Below are 22,798 nucleotides of genomic sequence, written 5' to 3'. Positions count from 1 at the left end.
ACACGATAGAAACGTGAACATTGCAAGGGGAATATGCGCGACCTCTCAAGGAAAATAGATGCTGCGCGCGCTGCGCGCGTCGGCTAGATTTCACCTGATCGCCACACCGGATCCCGCCATGACGACGCCACCTTTCTCCCCCGCTTTGCTCGCGAGCCCGACCGGCGCCGCGCTTTCGATCCGCCACTGGCCTGCCGAAGGCGTGGCACGCGGCATTCTTCTGATCAGCCACGGACTGGCCGAACATTCCGGCCGCTATGCGGCCTTCGCCGGTGCCATGTCCGCAAAGGGTTTTTCGGTGCATGCACTCGACCATCGCGGCCATGGGGCGACGCGGGCGCCGGATGCACCCCTCGGCAGTTTCGGCAGAGGCGGCGCGGCGGCGGTGTTCGACGATCTGGAAGCGTTGCGGGCGCATGCCTGTGCCGCCGAGCCGGGCCTGCCGGTCCTGCTCTTCGGCCATTCGATGGGCGGGCTGATCGCGCTGAACGCCGCCGCGCGGGCCGAGACGCCCTATGACGGCCTCGCTGTCTGGAACAGCAATTTTTTCCCTGGTATTGCCGGCCGACTCGCCCAAGGCGTACTGGCGATGGAGCGGATGCGCCTTGGCTCCGATGTCCCGAGCGTTCTCCTGCCGCGGCTGACCTTCGAGGCCTGGGGCAAGGCGGTGCCCGGCGCCCGCACGCCCTTCGACTGGCTCTCGCATGACGAGGCCGTCGTCGCAGCCTATCTGGCCGATCCGCTCTGCGGCTTCCCCGCCACTGTCGGCCTCTGGCAGGCGCTGTTCCAGCTGGCCTTTGCAGGCGTGTCGCGGGAGAGCGTGGCCCGGCTGCCGCACAGCCTGCCGATTCATCTGGCCGGCGGCGGCGAAGATCCGGCGACCGACCATGGCGTCGCTGTCCGCCGTCTGGCGGACCGTCTTCGCCGGGCGGGGCTGTCGGACGTGACCCTGCGCATCGATCCGCGGGCGCGCCATGAGACGCTCAACGACCACGGCCGGGAGGCGGCGATCGAAGATTTCGCCGCCTGGGCGCTGCGCCTCGTCGAAGCCAGCCGGCGCTGAAGTTCAGCCGCGGATGTGGCGGGTCTGTTCGTAAACGGCGGTCGAGCGCGCGCCGGAGCGGCAATAGCCGAGCATGGGCCGCTCGAATTCGTCGAGCGCATCGACCATCGCATGAACGGCCTCGGCCGTGACTCCGGCGGGGCCCACCGGAATATGCTTGGTTTCGAGACCAAGTTCCTTGGCGCGCGCGGCGATCTCGGCGAAATGCGGCTGGTCGGCGGCTTCCTGGTCCGGCCGGTGACAGACGATCGATTTGAAGCCCAGAGCCTTGATCTGGTCGAGATCGGCAGGCGTGATCTGGCCGGTCACCGAATAGGTGTCATCGATCTTGCGAATATCCATCCTGCTCATCTCCTCATCAGCGTCGCCGCCATGCTGGCCGGCGCGGGTGGCGCTGCCACCCAATCGATCGTCTTGATGTAGGACGTGGCTGCCCGGCCCGTCAACCGATGCGCCCGGCCGAGAGATCACGCTTCAGCGGCGGCGACGCGGAAGGCGAGCGCATAGGAGATCGATCGACCGGGGAGAAGCGCCGGCAGTTCGCCAGCCTCCGCGAGCGCGGGCCGCTTGGCGATCCGGTGCGAGACCGGCTCGAGACTTAGCACATCCGCCCCTCCCCGCTGGCAGCGCCACATCTGGAAGAAGGGCAGGCTGTCCGTCGCGAAACGGAGCTCCAGCGACCGCTGCCCAAGAGCCGGGATCGGGCCGAGACGGACCTGCGCCTCGCCGTTTGAGGAGGCGGCCGGGAGACAGACATGTGCGCTCTCCCCCTCGCCGAAGCGCCAGGGCAACCCGCCTTCCGGCAGCATCCCGCCGCTCACGCGCGTCTCGGCGCCAAGCAGGCTGCCGCCGAGATTGACGTGGTACATGCACATGGCCGGAAAGGCGCTGCTGCCAATATTGGTGATGCGATCGTCCAGATGGACCCAGCCGCCGGCTCCGATCGACCAACGTCGCCAGATCTCCGCCTCTCCGCCATCGGCGAGCCGGCACGAAAAACGTGCCTCCGATGCGGTCGGCGTCGAAAGAATGTCCCGCTCCGCTACCCGCGTTCCGGCAAGCGACCCATGCAGCGGATAGGCGCCCGTGTCGGACCCGCGACCGGCGGCGATCGGCTCGGGATGGCGGATATGCTCCGGGCCGCAGGTGAAGAGAAAGCCCTTCAGCGCATGGTCGATCCGCGGATCGCCATCCGAGGGGATCGCCGAGCCCGGCGAAAGATCGACCCCGTCCACCACAAAGGCTGCAAGATCAAGCGCTGAGGACGGATCGAGCAGGAGATGCCCCTCAGCCGCGCCGGGCGTCATCTCAGCCGCGCCGGGCGTCATCGTCATGCGCATTCGCGAAATCCTGCCTTCCATCGTCCTCGTTCCGGCACGGGCCCATGCAGAAAACCGCGCCTTACCCTCGCCGTTAGCGAAGTCTTTACGATCAATTCAATCTTTCCATATTACCGTCGAATTCCGCTTGTAGCGCTCGCGCGTGTCTGCCCGTCAACAGGTTTGTTTCGTGATCATCGCATCTCACCGCTGCCTCTCCCGTCTCCTGGCCGCCGGCCTGGCATGCATCACGCTGCTCGCCGGCACGCCGCCGGCACTGGCGCAGTCCACCTACCGCCTTGCGCCCGACGCCGTCATCGTCACGCCGCAGGGCGAAGTGCTGGATTATATTCCCGATAGCGGCGCAGTGCGCGTCATGCGCGATCGCCAGGGACGCACGGTGCTCGTCGACGACTGGGGTCAGGTTGTGGGCACGGTGATGGGCGACCGCCGGCGCGCAGCGCGCCGCCAAGCGCCGGGCGGCTATGGCGAAGAGGCATCGGGCAACGGCTTCGATTCGGGCGTCACCGGCGCCGTTCGCGACTACCGCGATCCGAACTACCGCTATGGCACTGGCGCCGATCCGGGCTTCCGCAGCGTGGTGCCGCCGGGCGTGGAGCGCAGCGCGCTGCCATCGGGCCTGCCGCGCGATGGGTTTCAGAGTGGCCTGCCACCCGCCGACTCGCTGCCGCCGGCGGATGGCTTCCCACAGGACGAAAACGACATGGCGGCGCTGCCGCCGGATTCATCGATGTCCGAGCCGCGCATCCAGCTGCCGCCGGCCGCCGCGATCACCCGCAAGACCAGCGCGGAAATCACCGCCCTGCAGGTCTTCCTCGATCGCGAGGGCTTCTCGCCGGGCGTGATCGACGGCAAGACCGGATCGAACGTCACCAAGGCGATCGAGGCCTGGCAGCAAGCGACCGGCGAGACGCTGGATCCGAACAATACCGAGGATATTCTGGAGCGGTTGCGGCTGAGCGGCGGCCTGCCCTTCACGACCTATACGATCACCGCCGCCGATGCCGCCGGCCCCTATGTCGCGTCGATCCCCGAAGACTATGCGCATAAGGCGGAGCTGCCACATCTCTCCTTCACCTCGGTGCCGGAGATGCTGGGCGAGAAGTTCCACATGGACGAGACCTATCTGCGCGCGATGAACCCGGGCGTCGATTTCACCATCCCCGGCACGATCGTGAAGGTCATCAATCCCGGCGCGCCGAAGACTGGCACGGTCACCCGCATCCTGGCCGATAAGGCCCGAAAGCAGGTCTTCGCCTATGATGCCAATGGCGGCCTGGTCGCGGCCTATCCGGCAACGATCGGGTCGTCCGATACCCCCTCGCCGTCTGGAACCGTCCAGGTGGATCGCATCGCGCTCAATCCGGGCTATACGTATAATCCGAAGATCAACTTCAAGCAGGGCAACAATGACAAGGTGCTGACCCTTCAGCCCGGGCCGAATGGGCCGGTGGGCACCGTCTGGATCGCGCTCTCCAAACCCACCTACGGCATTCACGGAACACCCGAACCCTCAAAGATCGGCAAGACCCAGAGCCACGGCTGCGTTCGCCTGACCAACTGGGACGCGACCGAACTCGCCAAGATGGTGAGCGTCGGCACGGTTGTGGAGTTCGTCGATTGAGTCGATATGTTAGCTAACAGTTACGTTTCTGGCCGAGATGCGTAATATTTGGATGACAGAAAACATACCGGTGCGCTCGCCATAAAACAGTCATAATGAATCTCTAAAGAATGCAAGCCCGCCGGCTTGACCCCGTATTTCGCCGGCTCCGCCACTTATTGAACCCTGTCTTAGAGCCCTGCGCTTAAGCGCTGCCTCTCCGGCGCGCACCAGTGATACTGCGCTCGTTCGGCGTTAGCCGACGGGGCCGCGGCCGGGCAACCGGCTGCGGCCCTCGCGTCTTTCTGGTCTTTCCATCGCAGCCATTCGCGAAGCTGGGCTTGGCCTGCCTCATCTGCCTCCGCCGATGGAATGAACCGATGGCATAAAGTCATGACGGGGCTCTGTAATTCGGCGAGAACTCATCTTATGGATCAGCTTTGCGCCCTGCAGGATCCGCCCATGACCACCGACCGCTCCCACTCCAACCTCTGGCATGCCAGTGCCAAGCCGGCGCCGGAGACGACGCCGCTTACGGATACAGCGTCAGCGGACGTGGCGGTGATCGGCGGCGGCTTCACCGGCGTCTCTACCGCGCTCCATCTCGCCGAGCGCGGCGCAACGGTGGCAGTGCTCGAGGCGGAGATGATCGGCTTCGGCGCCTCGGGCCGCAATGTCGGCCTCGTCAATGCCGGCATGTGGACCATGCCCGACGATCTCATCGCCACTCTGGGGCAGGAGGCCGGCGAGAGACTCTTGACGGCTCTCGGGAACGGACCGTCGCTGGTTTTCGACCTGATCGAGCGGTTCGACTTCGAGTGCGAGGCTGTTCGAAACGGTACGCTTCACCTGGCCATCGGCTCGGCCGGCGTCGCCGAAATCAGCGCACGCCAGGCGCAATGGAAACGTCACGGCGCGCCGGTGGAAACACTGGACGAGACCGCGGCAAAAGCGCTGACGGGGGCCGAAGGCTTTACAGGCGCCCTGCTCGACCGCCGGGCGGGGACGATCCAGCCGCTCTCCTATGTCCGCGGCCTGGCGCGGGCTGCGCTGGACCGAGGCGCTCGGATCTACACCCACTCCCCGGTCGTCCGAGCGGCCGAGGAAGGCGACGGCTGGCGGCTGATGACGCCGCAGGGCGAGGTACGGGCGAAGACGGTGGTGGTGGCCACCGATGCCTATGGCCGGATGATCGACGGCATGCCGTTCACCGCCCATACGCAGGAACTCACCATCCTACCCTATTTCCAGTTTGCCACGCGGCCTCTCTCGGCCAATCTCGCCGGCAGCATCCTGCCAGAGCGTCAGGGCTGCTGGGATACCGGAACGGTGATGACCTCCTTCCGGATGGACAAGCAGAACCGGCTGATCTTTGGCAGCATCGGCCGACTGGACGCCATCGCCGCCGGCACCCATCGTGCCTACGCGCAACGCGCGCTACGAACGCATTTCCCACAGATCGGCGCGACGGAGTTCGAGCACGGCTGGGATGGGCGGATCGGCATGACGGTCGATGCGCTTCCAAGACTGCACAGGCTGGCAGCCAACGTCTATTCGGTCGGTGGCTACAACGGTCGCGGCATCGCGCCCGGCACGGTCTTCGGCCGCGCGCTGGCTGCCCACATTGCCGGCGAGCCGCAGGCCCTGCCGCTCGCCGAAACGCCGATCGTCCCGGACCGTCTGCGCCAACTCAAATCCGCCTTCTTCCATGCCGGCGCGCAGGCCAAGCACTTCATCGACCGGCGGATCTGAGACGAGAGACTGCGCTCGCCTTGCGTGTCGGTCGACCGCCCTTAGGCAGCACGGCTGAAGCGGCTCGGCGCCCGGCGCATCGGCACAAGGCGACGCACCTCGTCGCCGAACAACCGCGCATTCTCGCGCGCCTTGTCGAGATTGCTGACACGCTGCGGATCGAGCGTCTGCAAAGTACCGCCCCAGTCGAAAATATCGCGGAAGGCAGCGCGCTCGATGATCGGCGTGTTGAGCACCCGCACCTGACGGGTTGCCAAGAGATCCTTGACCACCTGCAGCGCCCGGGTCGTGACCAGCGAATTGACCCGCGTCAGCACCACCGAATGATCGATCTCGATACCCGACGTGCGCCTGATCTCACCCAGCAGTTCCAGGACCTGCGCACCGCCCTTGGCATCCATCGAACAGCCCTGGATCGGAATCAGCACGTGATCAGACAGACCGATCGCCGTGGCCAGCAGACTGTTGCGCGCGCCGGCGAGGTCGATGACGAAATAGTCCGTCGTCCGCCGGTTCTCGGAAATATGCCCCTGGATCGAGGCCAGCGTGATCTCCGAGATCACCTCGATGTTCGGGATGGCGCCGGACAAGCCGTGCCAGGAGGAAATCCAACGCTGCGGATCCGCGTCGAGCACGGTGACCCGCGCCCCGCCACGCGCCAGCTCCGTTGCCAGGATCAGAGCCGCGGTCGTCTTCCCAGCGCCGCCCTTGGTGTTCGCGAAAGTGATAACTGCCATGAAGCCCCCGGTTCAAATTGAGATCGCGCCCGCCGCAACCCGCCTCAAATATTAGCGGCTTCGATCCAACAGCTCCACAGAGAGGCCAAGAGCAAGAAAAAAGCAATATGGTAGAACCTGCACCCATGCGGGACTTGACGAAGTAGTCCGGGCTTGTTTGCGCCGAGCCCTTCGAATCACCCAAGGTCGCAGATTGACAAAAGAGAATCTAAATAAATGTGGAAAAACAACAGGGATCGAGCAGAACCAACCTGCGCATCGATCATGCTAATCGGTCAAATTCATCTTCCGTCTTGCAAACGGAAACTCGTCACGCGCAGATCGCTGCTCCCGTTGCTGATGACAGGGAGATGAAGTCTTCAGCTCCACGCAAGCTTCGTCGCGATTTTACTGTGAAATCTCCCTCCCCGTTTGCACAGGGAGGGATCCGACGCATCAATCAGATGGATTCGGCAAAGAGGGTCTTCGCTGCGTCGAGGGTCAGTTCCACCGGATTGCCGCCGGCGGTAGGGTCGACGATCGCCATTTCCGCCATCTCGTCGATCCGGTCCGTCCCGACGCCGAGCGTGGACAGCTTATCCGGCACCCCGAGTTCGGACCGCAGCGCCAGGACATAGTCATAAAAACCGTCGAACCCGCCGGAAATCCCAAGATAGGCCGCCGCCGCGGCGATCTTGGCTTCGATCGCCGGACGGTTGAAGCGCAGCACCGGCGGCATGACGACGGCATTGGTCATGCCATGATGTGTGTTGTAGATCGCGCCGACCGGATGGGAAAGCGAGTGGATCGCGCCCAGCCCCTTCTGGAAGGCGACCGCCCCCATGGCGGCTGCCGACATCATGTTCGCCCTGGCCTCGATATCGCTGCCATCGGCATAAGCGCGCGGCAGGTTTTCCTTGACGAGCCGCAGGCCTTCCAGCGCGATGCCGGCGCTCATCGGATGATAGAAGGGCGAAGAATAGGCCTCCAGGCAGTGGGCAAAGGCATCCATGCCGGTGCCGGCCGTGATCACCTTCGGCATGCCAACGGTCAGTTCCGGGTCGCATATCGTGACCACCGGCAGGAATTTCGGGTGGAAGATCACCTTCTTGGTATGTGTCTGGGAATTGGTGATGACGCTCGCACGCCCGACCTCCGAGCCCGTCCCGGCCGTGGTCGGCACGGCGATGATCGGCGCGATCCCCTCAAGGCTCGCCCGTGTCCACCAATCGCCAATATCCTCGAAATCCCAGACCGGCCGCGTCTGCCCGGCCATGAACGCGACGGCCTTGCCGAGATCGAGCCCCGAACCGCCGCCGAAGGCGATGACGCCATCATGGTCGCCGGCCTTGAAGGCGGCGACGCCAGCATCGAGATTGACATCGTTCGGGTTCGGGTCGACGTCGGAGAAGATCGCCCGGCCGAGACCCGCCGCATCGAGAATATCCAGCGCCTGCGCGGTGATCGGCAGGGCGGCGAGGCCGCGATCGGTGATCAGCAGCGGACGGCGGATGCCGTTCGCCTTGCAGTGATCGGCCAGTTCCTTGATGCGCCCGGCGCCGAACTTGATGGCGGTCGGGTAGCTCCAATTTGCGGTGATGGTCATGCGGTGACTTTCTTCAGGTGGTAGGATTTCGGCCGGGTCAGGTTCTGGAAGCCGATAATGGAGAGCGCGCCACCGCGCCCGGTTTCCTTGACCCCGGTCCAGCAGAGCGCCGGATCGAGATAGTCGGCTCGGTTCATGAAGACGGTGCCGGTTTCGATCTCGGCGCCGATGCGGCCTGCCCGCTCGCTATCCTTCGTCCAGAGCGAGGCGGTGAGGCCATAGGGGCTGTCGTTCATCAGAGCCAGCGCTTCTTCGTCGCTCGACACCTTCATGATGCCGACGGCCGGACCGAAGGTCTCGTCGCGCATGAAGGGCATGGTATGGTCGACATCGACGAGGATCTGCGGCGCGACATAGGTGCCCTGCCCGTCATCGGCGGGAAAGAGCGCCGGATCGACCAGCGCCCTGGCGCCGCGCGCCTTGGCATCGGCAATCTGCTCGCGCACGGTCCTGGCGAAACGCTTGTTGGCCATCGGACCGAGCGACGTCTCCGGATCGAGCGGGTTGCCGAGCTTGTAGTTGGAGACCCAGGCGACCGACTTCTCCACGAAAGCGTCGTAAAGCGACTCGTGCACATAGATGCGCTCGATGCCGCAGCAGCACTGGCCGGAATTATAGGTCGCGCCGTCCATCAGCGTATCGACGGCCGCCTCGAGATCGGCATCCTCCATCACATAGCCGGGATCCTTGCCGCCAAGCTCCAGGCCGAGCCCGGTGAAGGTGCCGGCCGCGGCCCGCTCGATCGACCGGCCGCCCTCCACGGAGCCGGTGAAATTGATGAAGTCGAAGCTGCGCGCTGCGATCAGCGCCGAGGTGGTGTCATGGTCGAGGAAGAGGTTTTGAAACACTTCTTGCGGCACGCCCGCTTCGTTGAAGGCACGCACCATGCGTTCGCCGACCAGCAGCGTCTGGCTCGCATGTTTGATCACGACGACATTCCCGGCCATCAGGGCCGGCGCGATCGTGTTGATCGCCGTCATGTAGGGGTAGTTCCAAGGCGCGATGACGAAGACGACGCCATGCGGCTCGCGGGCAATGCGCCGCTCGAACCGGTCGCTTTCCTCCACGATCATCGGCTTCAGCGCGTCAGCGGCGATCGTCGCCACGTAATTGGACCGCTCGTTGAAGCCCTTGAACTCGCCGCCATATTTGACCGGCCGGCCCATCTGCCAGGCAAGCTCCGGCACCACCTCGTCGACCATCTCGTTCAGCCGGGCCACGCCCTTCAGCACGAGCTGGACGCGCTCCTCCAGCGGGCGGCGTGCCCAATCCTTCTGCGCGGCGCGGCCACGCGCAATCGCGGCCTTCGCCGTCTCGAAGCTCGCCGCCTCACGTTCGGCATAGACCGAGCCGTCGATCGGCGAAATACATTGAATGGTCGTCATCATCCGTCTCCTTCGGCCCCAGGCGCGCTTGCCTAGCAGGCCAGTACCTTCACATGCCCCGCTGCGCCATAGGCCAGGATGGCGCGGTCGCGGGTGATAATCGTCAAATCGTTCTCCCGCGCCGTGGCGATGAGGATGCGATCGGCGGGATCGCCATGCATCGGCTCCGGCAAGAAGGACGCGGCAACCAGAACGCTTGGCGTCGGCACCAAGACCTCCACATCAAATCGCGATGCCGCAATCCGAAACCACGTCAGCGGATCGCGCTCCAGCGTCAGGTGCCCCTTTGCAACGAGCAGTCCTATCTCCCAGGCAGAAAAGGCCGACAGAGCGATCTCGGTGGGATAGGATGGCAGGGCCCCCAGCAAGCTTGCAACCGGCCTCGACACCGGCTCGTCGCGCGCAATGAAGAGCATTGCGCAGGTGTCGAGCAGGTAGCGATCAGTCGTCATAAACCTTCGCCCAGTCCGGATCCGTCGGCGCACTCAGATCCACGCCCGGCGCGACGCTGATCGTCCCCTTCATGCAGCCGCGCACGCGATCATAGAAGCTCAGGCCTGCGACCGCACGACGGACAGCGCCGCGCTCCCGCACCTCGAAATCAGTCTCGTCCATCACCAGTGGCTCCAGCCCGCGCTCTCCCAATCCCACCGCCTCGCCACGCCGGCGGGCGACGATGTCCGCGAGCGGTAGGCCAAGATACTTGGCAACGCCGTCCTGTTCCTCGGCGCTCATCTTCCTTTCGCCTCGCAACATCCGCGAGACCGAGCTCGGATCGAGATCGAGAAAACGGGCTAAATCACGCACAGAGCGGCCATTGGAGGCGAGCTGCTCATAGAACCAGGCGCTGTCGATCATGAGAAAATCTCCACAAGCACCGAGATTATATCATCGCCCGCTCAGTGTCGGCAACTCTGCTCACGCCCGCTCGAACCCCCGCGCCACCTCCCAATCCGTCACCCTACGATCATACTCCTCCTGCTCCCACTCGGCCGCCCGCGTATAGTGATCGACGACATCGTCGCCGAAGGCTTCGCGCAGCATGGTCGAGCCGGTCATATGGCGGGTGGCGTCGCGCAAGGTCTTCGGGATCTCGCGGATGTCCTTGCCGCCATAGGCGTCGCCGACGAACGGCGCCTCGAGCTCAAGCTTGCCCTCGATGCCGGCGATGCCGGCGGCCAGCAGCGCGGCCATGGCGAGGTAGGGGTTGAGGTCGGAGCCGCCGACGCGGCATTCGATGCGGATGCCCTTGCTGCCCTCGCCGCAGAGCCGGTAACCGGCGGTGCGGTTGTCCTTGGACCAGACGGCTTTGGTGGGCGCGAAGGTGCCGGCCATGAAGCGCTTGTAGGAATTGATGTAGGGCGCCAGGAAATAGGTGATCTCGCTCGCATGGGTGAGAAGCCCGGCCACATAGTGGCGCATGGTCTCCGACATGCCGTGCTCCGCCTGGCTGTCGAAGAACTGCGGCGTCTTGCCGTCGAGGCTCCAGAGAGACTGGTGAATATGGGAGGAGGAGCCGGCGGCGTTGTAGTGCCATTTGGCCAGGAAGGTGATGGCCTTGCCGCGGCTCCAGGCGATCTCCTTGCAGCCATTCTTGATGATCACATGCCGGTCGGCCATGCTCAACGCATCGGCATAGCGGACATTGATCTCTTCCTGGCCGGCCGAGGCTTCGCCCTTGGAATTTTCGACCGGGATGCCGGCGCCCTGCAGGCCCTTGCGGATCGCCCGCATCACATCCTCTTCCTTGGTGGTCTGGAAGATGTGGTAGTCCTCGTTATAGCCGCTGGCGAGGCGCAGGTCGCGATAGCTGCTCTCGCGCGCATCGTCGTAGCTCTGGTCGAAGAGGAAGAATTCGAGCTCGGTCGCCATGAAGGCCTTGAGCCCCATGGCCTCCAGCCGCTGTACCTGCTTTTTCAGGATGGCGCGCGGGGAATGCGGCACCTCCTCATGGGTGTGGTGGTCGAGCACGTCGCAGAGCACCAGCGCCGTCCCCTCGAGCCAGGGAATGCGGCGCAGGGTGGAAAGGTCCGGCTTCATCACATAGTCGCCATAGCCGGCTTCCCAGCTGGTCGACTTGTAGCCTGAGACGGTCTCCATCTCCATGTCGGTGGCCAGCAGATAGTTGCAGCTGTGGGTTTCCTCGTAAGCGCTCTCGACGAAATATTCCGCCTGGAACCGCTTGCCCATCAGCCGCCCCTGCATGTCCACCTGGACGGCGAGCACGGTGTCGATCCGCCCCTCCTCCACATCGGTCTTCAGGGCATCGAAGGTGTAAGGCGCGGTCATGGGGCAGGTCCTGTGTCTGGCCGGCAGGCGCGGCCGGTAAAGCGCAAGGGAGAAAAGGCGGGCGCATCCGGTCGCGCCCGCCCGCTGGTCTCGAGGATCAGGCTCAGGCCTGGCCGACGGCACGCTCGGCGGCGGCGATCTCGGCGGCGCGCTTGGCCACCTCGTCGCCGATCGGCGGACCGCGGAAGCGGCGCTGCTCGAAGCCGAACCAGATGATGCCGGTGAGCACCAGGAAGCCGACGGTGACATAAAGCGCTGCCCCGTTCGGCGGCTGCACGCCGAGGACGAAGATCAGGATCATGGCCAGCACGGTCAGGCCGGCAAACAGCTTGAACAGTCCCGGGCCGAGGTTCCAGGGGCCCATCTTCGGCCATTTCGAGGTCCCATAGGCAAAGAGGCCGAGGGTGATCGGGATGGCGAAGGAGAAGAACAGGAAGATGACCGTGCAGGAGACGACGATCGTATAGACCGGCGTTTCGCCGATGGAGATCAGCGAGGAGCCCCAGACGAAGAGCACGGAGAGGATCGACCCGGTCCAGATGGCCGCGACCGGCGTGCGGTACTTCGGGCTGACCTTCGCCAGCGCCTTGGACGCCGGCAGGCCGCCATCGCGCGAGAAGGCGAAGATCATGCGCGAGACGGAGGTGACGGTTGCGAGACCGCAGAGCCACTGGCTGGCGAAGATGGCGAGATAGAGCAGATCCTTCACCACCCAGTTGAGCTGGGTATCCATTGCCCAGAAGAAGACGTTCCAGCCCTGCGCGGCCGCTGCCGTCATGCCATCGACGACGGCACCATCGGCAAGCGTCGATTCATTCGGGATCATCAGCACGAAGGAGCAGAGCATGATGTAGCCGAACAGCGCCGACCAGAGCACGGAGGAGATCATGCCGCGCGGCACGGAGGTGGCGGCCTTCACTGTTTCCTCCGACGTATGGGCCGAGGCATCATAGCCGGTGATGGTGTAGATCGGCAGCAAGAGCCCGAGCAGGAACACCCAGCCGCTGGAGGTTTCCGGCCAGACATTGCCGCCGGCGGCACCCGAATAGTTGGCGAAGGTGAAGAGACGGGCAACGTCATAGCTATCGGCGGCGATCAGGCAGGCGAGCGACAGAAGGATGGCGGTCGCGAAGATCAGATAGCCGGAGAAGTCGGTCAGCTTGGCGGTGAGCCCGATCCCCATATGGTTGACCAGCGCCTGGGCGCCGGTGATGACCACCAGGAAGAGGATGCGGAAGGTGGTCGTGTCGGCCAGCCCGAAATAGGGCGTGCCGAAGGCGCCCATGAAGAAATAATAGGTGCCGACATTGATGGCGCCGAGCACGGTAACGAGACCGAGCAGGTTGAACCAGGCGGTGAGCCAGCCGGTGAAGCGGTTGCCGAGGATCGAGCCCCAGTGATAGAGGCCGCCCGCGGTCGGATAGGCCGAGGAAATTTGCGCCATGGCGACGGCGAAGACCGCGGAGACCAGGCAGCCGATCGGCCAGCCGATGCCGATGGCCGCCCCACCGGCGCCCGCGGTCGCCTGGGCGAGCGAATTGATGCCGCCCGAGAGGATGCAGATGATCGAGAAGGAGACAGCGAAGTTCGAGAACGAGCTCATCCGCCGCTCGAGCTCCTGCGCGTAACCCATGGAATGCAGGATCTGCAGATCCGCATGTTTGTCGACGTCGTTGTAATCCGACATGGTTTTCCCCTGATTGTCCCGGCTCCGGCGGAATTGCCGGAAACCCTTGTGTCGGCATGGCGCCTCTCAGCGCCGCGCCCCATCCGCGGACATGCCGCTCCCCGGGTCTTTGTTGTTTTCATTCGCAAGCGCCGCCAGGCCGGAGCCGAGCAGCCTTGCAAGAAGTGCAGCCATGACCCTTTGGCCGCTCTCCTCTGCAATCAGATCATTGCGGATCTCGATCATGACATTGGCGATCCCCGCCTTCACGCCATGTTCGATGAGCGTATGCGTCACCCCGTCTGCCGGCCCGTAAGGCGCGTTGCGGCGGATCACGACCCCCGCTTCGCCCTCGCCCGCCGCCAGCATCGCATCGGCAAGCCGGCTATCGCTGTCATGCAGAATGCCGAGCTCGACCTCGCGCGGCTTGCCGAAATAGATGGGGGTGAAGGAATGAACGGTGACGAGCACGGGCGCCCGGCCGTCCGCCTTGCGCGCTGCAACGAGCCGGGCGAGGTGGTCGCGGAACGGAAAATAGAGCGCTTCCGTGCGCGCCAGACGCTCCTTAGGCGTCAGGCCCTGATTGCCGGGGATCTCGAAGACCTCGCTCACCGGCGGCATGGCACTGACTGCCTCCGGCGGGCGGTTGCAATCATAAACCAGGCGCGAGAAGCGCTGGAAGACGAGCGTGGCATCGAGCGCTTCGCTCAAGAGGCGGCAGACGGCAAGCGCGCCCGGATCCCAGGCAATGTGGCTCGAAAGCGCCGCTTCTGTCAGGCCAAGCGTGCCGATGCGCTCCGGCAGGGTTGCCGAGGCATGTTCGCAGACGAGGATGACCGGGCCTTTGGCCTCGGGTCTTTCCTCGGCAACCGCCGCGCCGTCCCCTGTCGTCAGAAGCGCCCCCATAGGCCTCTGCTCCCTCATCATCAGCATCACGCTGCATTCTGCCGCGGGACGAGCTGCCCTCATGGCAGCCTTGAAGCCCACGCGATTTTTTTGAAGAGAATTCTTCACAAAACTGAGAGTGTCAATCCACACTGAAACGATCTCTTCAAATATCGTTTGACACCCCTCGCTGACCGTTCTTTACTCGGCTTTAAGGGCTGGCAAGAGATCGGCCTTGAGGGGACTGGGCGAGAATGGGTGCACTGCCGTCTGCCACGGCTGCCAGGGACATGACCGTGTCCGAGGTGATCGCTGCCAATTTTGCGGCGCTGACGCGTGCGGAGCGTCAGCTGGCACAGACGCTGCTCGACAACTATCCCGTCTCAGGCCTCGGCAGCATCACGACGGTGGCAGAGAGTGCCGGCGTCTCGACGCCGACGGTCGCGCGCATGGTACAGAAGCTCGGCTTTCGCGGCTTCCCGGATTTCCAGGCCCGGCTGCATAGCGAACTCGAGGCGACGATCCAGAACCCGATCGCCAAACATGACCGCTTCGCCTCCCAGGCGCCGACGGCCCATGTCCTCAACCGCTTTGCCGATGCGATCATCGGAAACTTGCGCACCTCGCTCGCCCAGATCGACCCGCGCGACTTCGATGGCGCGGCAACGCTGCTCGCCGATCCCAGGCGCCGGGTCTATCTGGTCGGCGGCCGCATCACCCGCACGCTCGCCGATTACCTCCACACCCACCTCCAGGTCATCCGCCCTGGGGTAACGCTGATCGCGACCGGGACCAGCCCCTGGCCGCATCATGTGCTCGACATGAAGAAGGGTGACGTGCTCGTTGTCTTCGACATCCGCCGCTACGAGCGCGAGATGGAGACGCTGGCGCGCGCCGCGAAGAAGCGCGGCGCCGACATCATCCTGTTTACGGACCCTTGGGCCTCGCCGATCGCGTCTGTCGCGCGGCAGGTCTTTCGGCTGCAGATCGAGGCTCCCTCGGCCTGGGATTCCTCTGTCGTCACGCTTTTCACGGTCGAGGCGCTGATCGAGGCCGTGCAAGCCGCTATCTGGCCCGAGGCCAGCCAGCGCATGAAGGCGCTCGAAACGCTGTTCGATGCCACGCCCCTCTTTCGCAAGCCATACAGGGAGGGCCCTTAGCCGCGCCGCGCATCTTGCACCAAACGGCGCAAACCGGACACATGAGTTTATTCGCATATGCAAACATAGCTGTCATGCAAGCGTTACATGGGCTCCGTATTAGCATCTACGATCGATTGGAACGGCACGGTGAGTGCTGGCCATGACGTTCAAAAACCCAAGGAGAGAAACGTGCTGTCGACGACCAAACGCCTACTTTCACTGACCACCGCCATCCTGATCGCCTCCAGCGCGGTCGCGACGGCCGCGCCGAGCGAAGAGCTGATCGCCGCCGCCAAGAAGGAAGGCCAGCTGACCACCATCGCGCTTCCGCATGACTGGTGCGGCTATGGCGATGTCATCGCCAGCTTCAAGGCTAAGTATCCGGAGATCACTGTCAACGAGCTGAATCCGGATGCGGGCTCTGCCGACGAGGTCGAAGCCATCAAGGCCAACAAGGACAATAAGGGCCCGCAGGCCCCCGACGTCGTCGATGTCGGCCTCGCCTTCGGTCCGCAGATGAAGAAGGAAGGCCTGCTGCAGCCTTACAAGGTCTCCACCTGGGACGAGATCCCGGACAATGTGAAGGACTCCGAAGGCTACTGGTATGGCGACTATTACGGCGTCATGTCCTTCCTGGTGAACAAGGACCTCGTGTCCAACCCGCCGAAGGACTGGTCCGATCTGACCAAGGCCGAATACGCCAATCAGGTCGCTCTGGCCGGCGACCCGCGCGCATCCAACCAGGCGATCCTCGCGATCCTCGCCGCCGGTCTCGCCAGCGGTGCCAAGTCTGGCAAGGACGCCGGCGAAGCCGGTCTGAAGCTCTTCGCCGACATCAACAAGGCCGGCAACCTCGTCCCCACGATCGGCAAGTCCGGCACGCTCGCCCAGGGCGCGACTCCGATCGTCGTCATGTGGGACTATAACGCGCTCTCCGCCAAGAAGACGCTCGCCGACAACCCGCCGGTCGAAGTCGTCGTTCCGGAAAAGGGCGTTCTGGCCGGCGTTTACGTTCAGGGCATCTCGGCCTACGCGCCGCACCCGAACGCAGCCAAGCTGTGGATGGAGCACCTCTATTCGGACGAAGGCCAGATCGGCTGGCTGAAGGGCTATTGCCACCCGATCCGCTTTAATGCCCTGGTCAAGGCCGGCAAGGTTCCGCAGGACCTGATCGACGCCCTGCCGCCGGCAGCGTCCTATGAAAAGGCCTACTTCCCGACGCTCGAGGAAGTCGACGCCAACAAGGCGGCCGTCACCGCCGGCTGGGACAGCGTCGTCGGCGCCAACGTGAAGTAATTCATGCCGTTCTGCCGCCCGGTGCATGAGGCGCCGGGCGGCAGACACGACCCATGACGATGCGCCGGGGGCGGCGCAGAGAGGGACTTGACCATGCCGCCAGCCATGACCGCTGACGGAACGACCGCGCCGACGCAGCCAAAGCTGCGGCGCCTTCCCCTGACCTGGGTCGGCGTTCTTCCCTTCGGCCTCTTCGTTCTGCTTTTTCTCATTTTGCCGACGATGAAGATCGTCCTGGGCGCCTTTCAAACACCGGATGGCACCCCGACACTCGCCAATATCTTTGCGCTTTTCACGCCTTCAATACTTTCAGCCTTTTGGATTTCCATTCGCATCAGCGTCGCCTCGGCGCTGCTCGGCTGCCTCATCGGCTTCGCGGTTGCCGCCGCGCTGGTTCTGGGTGGCCTGCCAGCCCGCATCCGTTCGCTCTTATTGACTTTTTCCGGGGTCGCCTCGCAATTTGCCGGCGTGCCGCTGGCCTTCGCCTTCATCGCCACGCTTGGGCCGGCCGGGATGATCACCGTCTTCCTGCGCTCCGAGCTCGGCATCGACCTGCGATTGCTCGGCTTCAATCTGCTGTCCTTTTGGGGCCTGACGCTGACCTATCTCTTCTTCCAGATCCCGTTGATGATCCTGATCATCACCCCCGCGCTCGACGGGCTGAAGCGGGAATGGAAGGAAGCGGCCTCGATCCTCGGGGCGAGCGGGTTCCAATATTGGCGGATGGTCGCCCTGCCGATCCTAACGCCCTCGCTGCTCGGCACCTTCGCCTTGCTCTTCGCCAATGCCTTCGGCGCCGTCGCCACGGCGATCGCACTGACCGGCTCCTCGCTTAACATCGCGCCGATCCTGCTCTATGCCCAGATCCGCGGCGACGTGCTCGGAGATCCGCATCTGGGTTACGCGCTGGCCTTCGGCATGGTCGTCGTCACAGGGATCGCTAATGCGATCTACATCTGGCTGCGCGCCCGCAGCGAAAGGTGGCTCAAATGAGAAAGCTCTGGGCTTGGGGCGCGCTGACGATCGGCCTGCTCTATTTCTTCCTGCCGCTCATCGGCATGACCAATTTCTCGCTGAAGATGCGGCGCGGCGTCTATTCCTTCGACGCCTATGCCAAGGTCTTCGCCGATCCCGCCTTCCAGGCGACCTTCACCTATTCCGTGGTCATGGCGCTCGCCACCATCATCTTCGGCGTGCTGCTGGTGGTGCCGACAGCCTACTGGATCCGGCTGAAGCTGCCCTGGCTGCGGCCTTATGTGGAATTTGTCACGCTGCTGCCGCTGGTCATTCCGGCCATCGTCATCGTGTTCGGCTATATCCGGCTGTACAACACGGCGAGCTGGCTGCCGCTGACCGGCACCTCCGCCGGGACCAACCTGCTGCTGATCTTCGGCTATACGACGCTCGCTTTGCCCTATATGTACCGCGCCGTCGACACCGGCCTGCGAACCATCGATGTCACGACGCTGACCGAAGCCGCCCAGAGCCTCGGCGCCGGTTGGGCGACCATTCTCGCCCGCATCATTCTGCCCAATGTGCTGCTCGCCGTGCTTTCCGGCGCCTTCCTAACCTTCGCCATCGTCATTGGCGAATTCACCATGGCTGCGCTTTTGAACCGCCCGGCCTTCGGTCCCTATATGCAGCTGCTGGGCGCCAACAGGGCCTATGAGCCGGCGGCGCTGGCCGTCATCGCCTTCGCCATCACCTGGGGCTGCCTCGGCCTCATCCAACTTGTTTCGCGCCTCCAGAAGGCTGCCCCGCCCAAGGTTTGACCTCCTATGAGCTTCCTGACCCTCACCCACATCAAGAAGTCCTTCGGCCCGGTTCATGTCGTGCATGACTTCAACATGGCCATCGAGAAGGGCGAGTTCATCTCCTTCCTCGGGCCATCGGGCTGCGGCAAGACGACCATCCTGCGCATGGTCGCCGGCTTCGAGACGCCGACCGCCGGCACGATCACCATCAACGGCCGCGACCAGAGCGCACTGAAACCCAACCAGCGCAATATCGGCATGGTCTTCCAGGCCTATGCCCTCTTCCCGAACATGACGGTCTTCGACAATGTCGCCTTCGGCCTCAAGATCGCCGGCGCCGGCAAGGAAGAGATCGGCAAGCGCGTGAAGGAGATGCTCGGCCTCATCAACCTCGACCATCTGGCGGATCGCTATCCCTACCAGATGTCGGGCGGCCAGCAGCAGCGCGTGGCGCTCGCCCGTGCCCTGGCGCCGAAGCCGCAGGTGCTCCTACTCGACGAGCCGCTCTCGGCGCTGGACGCCAAGATCCGCGTCTCGCTGCGCGAGGAAATCCGCCTCATCCAGCAGCAACTCGGCATCACCACCGTCTTCGTCACCCATGACCAGGAAGAGGCGCTGTCGATCTCCGACCGCATCGTGATCATGAATGCCGGCCGCGCCGACCAGATCGGCACGCCCTTTGAGATCTACAATCGTCCGGCCACCCGCTTCGTCGCCTCCTTCGTCGGCACGCTCAACCTGATCGAGGCCAAGGTGCTGGACCCGGCCGCCAATCGCGTGACGATCGGCGACCAGGGCGTCACGCTCAAGGAACGGCTTGGCCCCGTCCAGGCCGGCGACACGGTGTCGCTGGCGCTGCGCCCGGAAGCGGGCTCGATCGCCGAAGGCGCCAAGGGCGATACGGCGCTGACCGGCCCGGTCGTCTCCACCAATTTTCTGGGCTCGGTCATCCGCACGCGCATTTCGGTCGGGGACAGCCCGATCTCCTTCGACATGTTCAACAGCCCCGGCCTCGTGCCGCCGGCTATCGGTGACACCGTGACCCTGCGCTTCACCGCTGGCGACCTGCTCATCGTGCGGGACTAGGCGCCGCTGGGCGATGGCGGCATCTCGACCGTCTCCCAGCATCCCCTTCCCCAGCGCCTGTCCGTCCGCCGAGCGGCGAACACGCAGTTGCGATTTGACGCGCCGCCTGCATTTCGGCCAGACTCCGCCAGCTTGCTGCGCGGTCGGGTGCGACCCGTTTCCGCGGCCGCCCTTTCGGAGCTCTCGTCATGATGGCACGTCCCCGTCTTCTCCTGTCCAGTCTCGTTCTCGGCGCCGGCCTTGTTGCTGCCGTCCTCACCATGCCGCTCGCCACCGCGGCGGAACGGGCGGTCGTGATCCCGCCACCGGCCGTCGATGCGAAAGCCGAAGGCGGCACCGCCAAGGCGGTCTTTGCCGGCGGCTGTTTCTGGGGCGTTCAGGGCGTCTTCCAGCATGTGGCGGGTGTCAAGAATGCAGTCTCCGGCTATGCCGGCGGCAGCCGGGAAACGGCCAGCTACGAGACGGTCAGTTCCGGCACGACCGGCCATGCCGAATCCGTCGAGGTCACCTATGATCCGGCCAAGGTCAGCTACGGCCAGCTGCTGCAGGTCTTCTTCTCCGTCGCCCACAACCCGACCGAGCTGAACTATCAGGGGCCGGACCACGGCACGCAGTATCGCTCGGAGATCTTCGCCGTCACGCCCGAGCAGGAAAAGGTCGCCCGGGCCTATGTCGCCCAGCTCGACAAGGCGGGCGTCTTTCCGGAGAAGGTGGTGACCAAGGTCTCGGGCCTGCGCGGCTTCTACCCGGCCGAGGCCTATCACCAGGATTTCCTCACCCTGAACCCGACCTACCCCTACATCGTCTATAACGACCTGCCGAAGATCGGGAACCTGAAGAGCCTTTTCCAAGGCCTCTATGCCGAGAAGCCGGCTCTGGTTTCCCAGGCGAGAGGTTGAACCCAGCGCCTTCTCCATGATGGCCGCTCGCCCTTCCGTGCGGCTTGCCCACGTCAGCCTATTTCGCGTCCGCCACCTGCCCTTCCGCCGCAAAACGCTCTATGTCCGGGAAGGACAGAAGTGGAGCGACGGGCATGGCAGGCGAGCAGGTGGATGTGGTGGTCGTGGGCGCCGGCTTTGCAGGCCTCTCCGCCGCTCTGTCGCTGAAGGCCCGCGGCTTCAGCCTGCGGGTTCTCGAGGCGCGGTCCCGCGTCGGCGGGCGCGTGGAGCCGATCGAAGGACCTGGTGGCCAGCGCTGGGATGCCGGCGGCCAGTTCCTCTGCACGGACATGCCGGAGCTGATGGCGCGCGCAAAATGCTATGGGCTGGAGACGGTCGAAACGCGCTGGCAGGGCGAGCCCCATATCGTTCCCGCTCCCCGCGCGGAAGATGGCTGCGAGGATCTGGACGCGCTGTTCGAGGCTCTGGACGAGATCGACCCCGCCGATCCCGCGCTCGATGGGCTCAGTGCCGCCGACTGGCTGGCAAGGCGCGAGGAATCGCCCGAGGCGAAGCGGCGTTTCGCCAGCATGGTGCAGGGCCTCTGGTGCCTGCCGCCCGACATCATCCCCTTCTGGCACCTGGCGGAAAGCGACCAGCGCAACACGGCGGAAGACAGCGAGCTGCAATTCTTCCTCAAGGACGGCATGGCGACGCTGGCGGAACGCATGGCGGACGATCTCGGCGCGGCCCTTTCGCTCGACACGCCAGTGGCGCGAATCGAAACCCACGGCAGCGGGGTCACGATCCACAGCAGCCGGGGCCGGATCGAGGCGCGGCACGTCATCGTCGCCGTCCCACCGGTCAAGGCGCGCGCGATCACCTATGCGCCGCCCCTGCCCTCGCCGCTCGCCACCGCGCTTTCGGCCTGGCGGAGCGGCATGGTCATCAAGATTCTCATCCTCTATCGCCGCCGCTTCTGGCCGGAAAGCCTGTCCTCGGGGCTGATGTGGCGCGACCGCCAGGGCCTGTTCCTCTATGACGGCAGCATCGACGATGCGCGCGCCGGCTTCATCGCCTTCATCGGCGGCTCGCTGGCCGCCGACTGGCATCAGCGCGACGAGGGGTTCATGCGCGCCGAAATCCTTGGTCGTCTCTCGGCTGTGCTTGGCCCGCAAGGCGCGGAGCCGACGGCTTTCCTTGTGCGCGACTGGATCGACGATCGGTGGAGCGGCGGCGGCTATAGCGATGTGATCATCGACGCGGCCGCGCGCGGCGCCGAAGACCGCCTGCGGGCGGGGACGGCGGAGATCACCTTCGCCTCGTCGGAACTCTCCCCGAGTTTCCCGACCTATATCGAAGGCGCGATCATCGCCGGCGAGGAAGCGGCCGAACGCGCCGCCTCGGCCTTGTCTGGGTCCAACGAGAGGGCGGCAACGGCCAGCTGAGTCAAGCGCAACACACGATTCGAGCTTGAACGGACGAGCGCCTCACAGCTTACACGCTTAAGGTTCCCGTTCTATCGGTCGAGGAAACCGGGCCGCAGCTTTTCGCCGATCAGGCAGTCGCTGACGCCCATATCGGCGATCGGGATCACGCTCGGTGCCGGGGCGGGCTGAAGTCCGCTGACCTCCATGATCAGTTTCTGCCGGATCGCGACGGCGAAATCCTCGGCCTGGTGCACGGGCAGCACGAAGGCGCCCGGGCCGCCGATCACGCAATCGGCGTAGTAGCGGTCGAGCGAAGGTCCGGCACCACTACCCGAGGGCCGGATCATGATGGCAAGACCGTTGACGATCACACCGCTGCGCACCGCCGCATCGCGCGCCGGCGTGACCGGCGGCCCGAGATTGTTCGGCCCGTCGCCGGAGACGTCGATGACACGGCGCAGGCCCGCATAGTCATTGTCGACGATCAGCCGTGTCGCGAAATCGAGCGCGTTGGAGATCGAGGTTCCCCGGCGCGTGGCAGTCGGCCGCGCGTCGATCTCGCTCGCAAAAGCCTCCGCATCCGCGGCATTGGCGATCACGCGCCAGCCGACGAGCGAGGACTGGTCGACACTGCCCGCCCATTCGACATAGCTGATGGCGATCCGTCCGGTCAGGCCTCCGGTCGCCGCATCGACGAATTCGCGATGGCGCAGCGCCTCGATATAGCCTTGCTTCTGAACTCGCGCCTCTTCAATGTCCATCGATCCTGACATATCGACCGCGAGCACCAGCTCGACATCCACTTGATCGCCCTTCGCCACCGCGACCGGCTCGGCGGTGGCCGTCAGAGCAAAAATCATCGAGAGCGCAGCAAAGATCATGTCATCCAATCCCGGCGTTCAATCGT

Annotated in this window: 21 protein-coding genes; 10 read left to right on the top strand and 11 right to left on the bottom strand. The window is 64.6% G+C overall.

What is annotated here, in order from left to right; all coding sequences use genetic code 11:
• Positions 1-118: 118 nt before the first annotated feature.
• Positions 119-1,063 carry an alpha/beta fold hydrolase gene (locus tag ACLE20_RS12635; protein ID WP_410940650.1) on the top strand — a complete coding sequence of 315 codons (945 nt, stop codon included), beginning with the start codon at positions 119-121 and terminating at the stop codon, positions 1,061-1,063.
• Positions 1,064-1,066: 3 nt separating this feature from the next.
• Here ACLE20_RS12635 and ACLE20_RS12630 read toward each other — a convergent pair whose 3' ends face one another.
• Together ACLE20_RS12630 and ACLE20_RS12625 are read right to left on the bottom strand one after the other, a co-directional pair.
• Entirely contained in the window at positions 1,067-1,405 is a 339-nt protein-coding gene (locus ACLE20_RS12630; RefSeq protein WP_410940649.1) for a TIGR01244 family sulfur transferase, read from the bottom strand.
• Between the two features lie 125 nt (positions 1,406-1,530).
• Positions 1,531-2,403, bottom strand: coding sequence for a DUF4432 family protein (locus tag ACLE20_RS12625; RefSeq protein ID WP_410940648.1), 873 nt, complete (start codon positions 2,401-2,403; stop codon positions 1,531-1,533).
• A gap of 256 nt (positions 2,404-2,659) precedes the next feature.
• Between ACLE20_RS12625 and ACLE20_RS12620 the strand changes: the two genes are divergently transcribed.
• Positions 2,660-4,027 carry a L,D-transpeptidase family protein gene (locus tag ACLE20_RS12620; protein WP_410940830.1) on the top strand — a complete coding sequence of 456 codons (1,368 nt, stop codon included), beginning with the start codon at positions 2,660-2,662 and terminating at the stop codon, positions 4,025-4,027.
• Positions 4,028-4,468: 441 nt separating this feature from the next.
• Positions 4,469-5,758, top strand: coding sequence for an NAD(P)/FAD-dependent oxidoreductase (locus tag ACLE20_RS12615; RefSeq protein WP_410940647.1), 1,290 nt, complete (start codon positions 4,469-4,471; stop codon positions 5,756-5,758).
• 41 nt (positions 5,759-5,799) lie between these two features.
• Here the strand turns inward: ACLE20_RS12615 and ACLE20_RS12610 are convergent, their stop codons facing one another.
• The 8 genes from ACLE20_RS12610 to ACLE20_RS12575 all read right to left on the bottom strand — a co-directional run bounded on the left by ACLE20_RS12610 (position 5,800) and on the right by ACLE20_RS12575 (position 14,326).
• Positions 5,800-6,495 carry an AAA family ATPase gene (locus tag ACLE20_RS12610; protein ID WP_410940646.1) on the bottom strand — a complete coding sequence of 232 codons (696 nt, stop codon included), beginning with the start codon at positions 6,493-6,495 and terminating at the stop codon, positions 5,800-5,802.
• A 439-nt stretch (positions 6,496-6,934) separates the two neighbouring features.
• The gene (locus tag ACLE20_RS12605) at positions 6,935-8,080 is read right to left on the bottom strand and encodes an iron-containing alcohol dehydrogenase (protein ID WP_410940645.1); all 1,146 of its coding nucleotides are present in this window, start codon (positions 8,078-8,080) and stop codon (positions 6,935-6,937) included.
• Positions 8,077-9,465 (bottom strand): aldehyde dehydrogenase family protein, encoded by a 1,389-nt coding sequence (locus tag ACLE20_RS12600; RefSeq protein WP_410940829.1) that lies wholly within the window; start codon positions 9,463-9,465, stop codon positions 8,077-8,079. The genes ACLE20_RS12605 and ACLE20_RS12600 overlap by 4 nt, the downstream gene beginning before the upstream one ends.
• A 32-nt stretch (positions 9,466-9,497) precedes the next feature.
• Positions 9,498-9,917, bottom strand: a complete 420-nt coding sequence (locus ACLE20_RS12595; protein ID WP_410940644.1) for a type II toxin-antitoxin system VapC family toxin — start codon at positions 9,915-9,917, stop codon at positions 9,498-9,500.
• Complete coding sequence (locus ACLE20_RS12590; RefSeq protein WP_410940643.1) at positions 9,907-10,323, bottom strand: helix-turn-helix domain-containing protein; 417 nt, start codon at positions 10,321-10,323, stop codon at positions 9,907-9,909. Before ACLE20_RS12590 ends, ACLE20_RS12595 begins: the two co-directional genes overlap by 11 nt.
• A 60-nt stretch (positions 10,324-10,383) precedes the next feature.
• Positions 10,384-11,754 carry a glutamine synthetase family protein gene (locus ACLE20_RS12585; RefSeq protein WP_410940642.1) on the bottom strand — a complete coding sequence of 457 codons (1,371 nt, stop codon included), beginning with the start codon at positions 11,752-11,754 and terminating at the stop codon, positions 10,384-10,386.
• 103 nt (positions 11,755-11,857) lie between these two features.
• Positions 11,858-13,441: an amino acid permease gene (locus tag ACLE20_RS12580; RefSeq protein ID WP_410940641.1), complete on the bottom strand. Its 1,584-nt coding sequence runs from the start codon at positions 13,439-13,441 to the stop codon at positions 11,858-11,860.
• Positions 13,442-13,507: 66 nt separating this feature from the next.
• A complete protein-coding gene (locus ACLE20_RS12575; RefSeq protein ID WP_410940640.1) occupies positions 13,508-14,326 on the bottom strand; it encodes an N-formylglutamate amidohydrolase in 819 nt (272 codons plus the stop codon).
• Positions 14,327-14,595: 269 nt separating this feature from the next.
• Here ACLE20_RS12575 and ACLE20_RS12570 point away from each other — a divergent pair, with 269 nt between their 5' ends.
• The 7 genes from ACLE20_RS12570 to ACLE20_RS12540 all read left to right on the top strand — a co-directional run bounded on the left by ACLE20_RS12570 (position 14,596) and on the right by ACLE20_RS12540 (position 21,909).
• Entirely contained in the window at positions 14,596-15,465 is an 870-nt protein-coding gene (locus tag ACLE20_RS12570) for a MurR/RpiR family transcriptional regulator (RefSeq protein WP_410940639.1), read from the top strand.
• A gap of 171 nt (positions 15,466-15,636) precedes the next feature.
• Positions 15,637-16,743: an ABC transporter substrate-binding protein gene (locus ACLE20_RS12565; RefSeq protein ID WP_410940638.1), complete on the top strand. Its 1,107-nt coding sequence runs from the start codon at positions 15,637-15,639 to the stop codon at positions 16,741-16,743.
• Between the two features lie 93 nt (positions 16,744-16,836).
• A complete protein-coding gene (locus ACLE20_RS12560; RefSeq protein WP_410940637.1) occupies positions 16,837-17,736 on the top strand; it encodes an ABC transporter permease in 900 nt (299 codons plus the stop codon).
• Positions 17,733-18,515, top strand: a complete 783-nt coding sequence (locus ACLE20_RS12555; RefSeq protein WP_410940636.1) for an ABC transporter permease — start codon at positions 17,733-17,735, stop codon at positions 18,513-18,515. The genes ACLE20_RS12560 and ACLE20_RS12555 overlap by 4 nt, the downstream gene beginning before the upstream one ends.
• A gap of 6 nt (positions 18,516-18,521) precedes the next feature.
• On the top strand, positions 18,522-19,583 hold the full coding sequence (locus ACLE20_RS12550) for an ABC transporter ATP-binding protein (protein ID WP_410940635.1): 1,062 nt from the start codon (positions 18,522-18,524) through the stop codon (positions 19,581-19,583).
• Between the two features lie 188 nt (positions 19,584-19,771).
• The gene (gene msrA / locus ACLE20_RS12545) at positions 19,772-20,482 is read left to right on the top strand and encodes a peptide-methionine (S)-S-oxide reductase MsrA (protein WP_410940634.1); all 711 of its coding nucleotides are present in this window, start codon (positions 19,772-19,774) and stop codon (positions 20,480-20,482) included.
• Positions 20,483-20,616: 134 nt separating this feature from the next.
• Positions 20,617-21,909: a flavin monoamine oxidase family protein gene (locus ACLE20_RS12540; RefSeq protein ID WP_410940633.1), complete on the top strand. Its 1,293-nt coding sequence runs from the start codon at positions 20,617-20,619 to the stop codon at positions 21,907-21,909.
• Between the two features lie 71 nt (positions 21,910-21,980).
• On the opposite strand, the gene ACLE20_RS12535 is transcribed toward ACLE20_RS12540, so the two are convergent.
• Entirely contained in the window at positions 21,981-22,769 is a 789-nt protein-coding gene (locus ACLE20_RS12535) for a DUF1194 domain-containing protein (protein WP_410940828.1), read from the bottom strand.
• Positions 22,770-22,798 lie beyond the last annotated feature (29 nt).

Source organism: Rhizobium sp. YIM 134829 (assembly GCF_046546455.1).
This window is presented reverse-complemented; position numbering and strand designations above follow the sequence as displayed.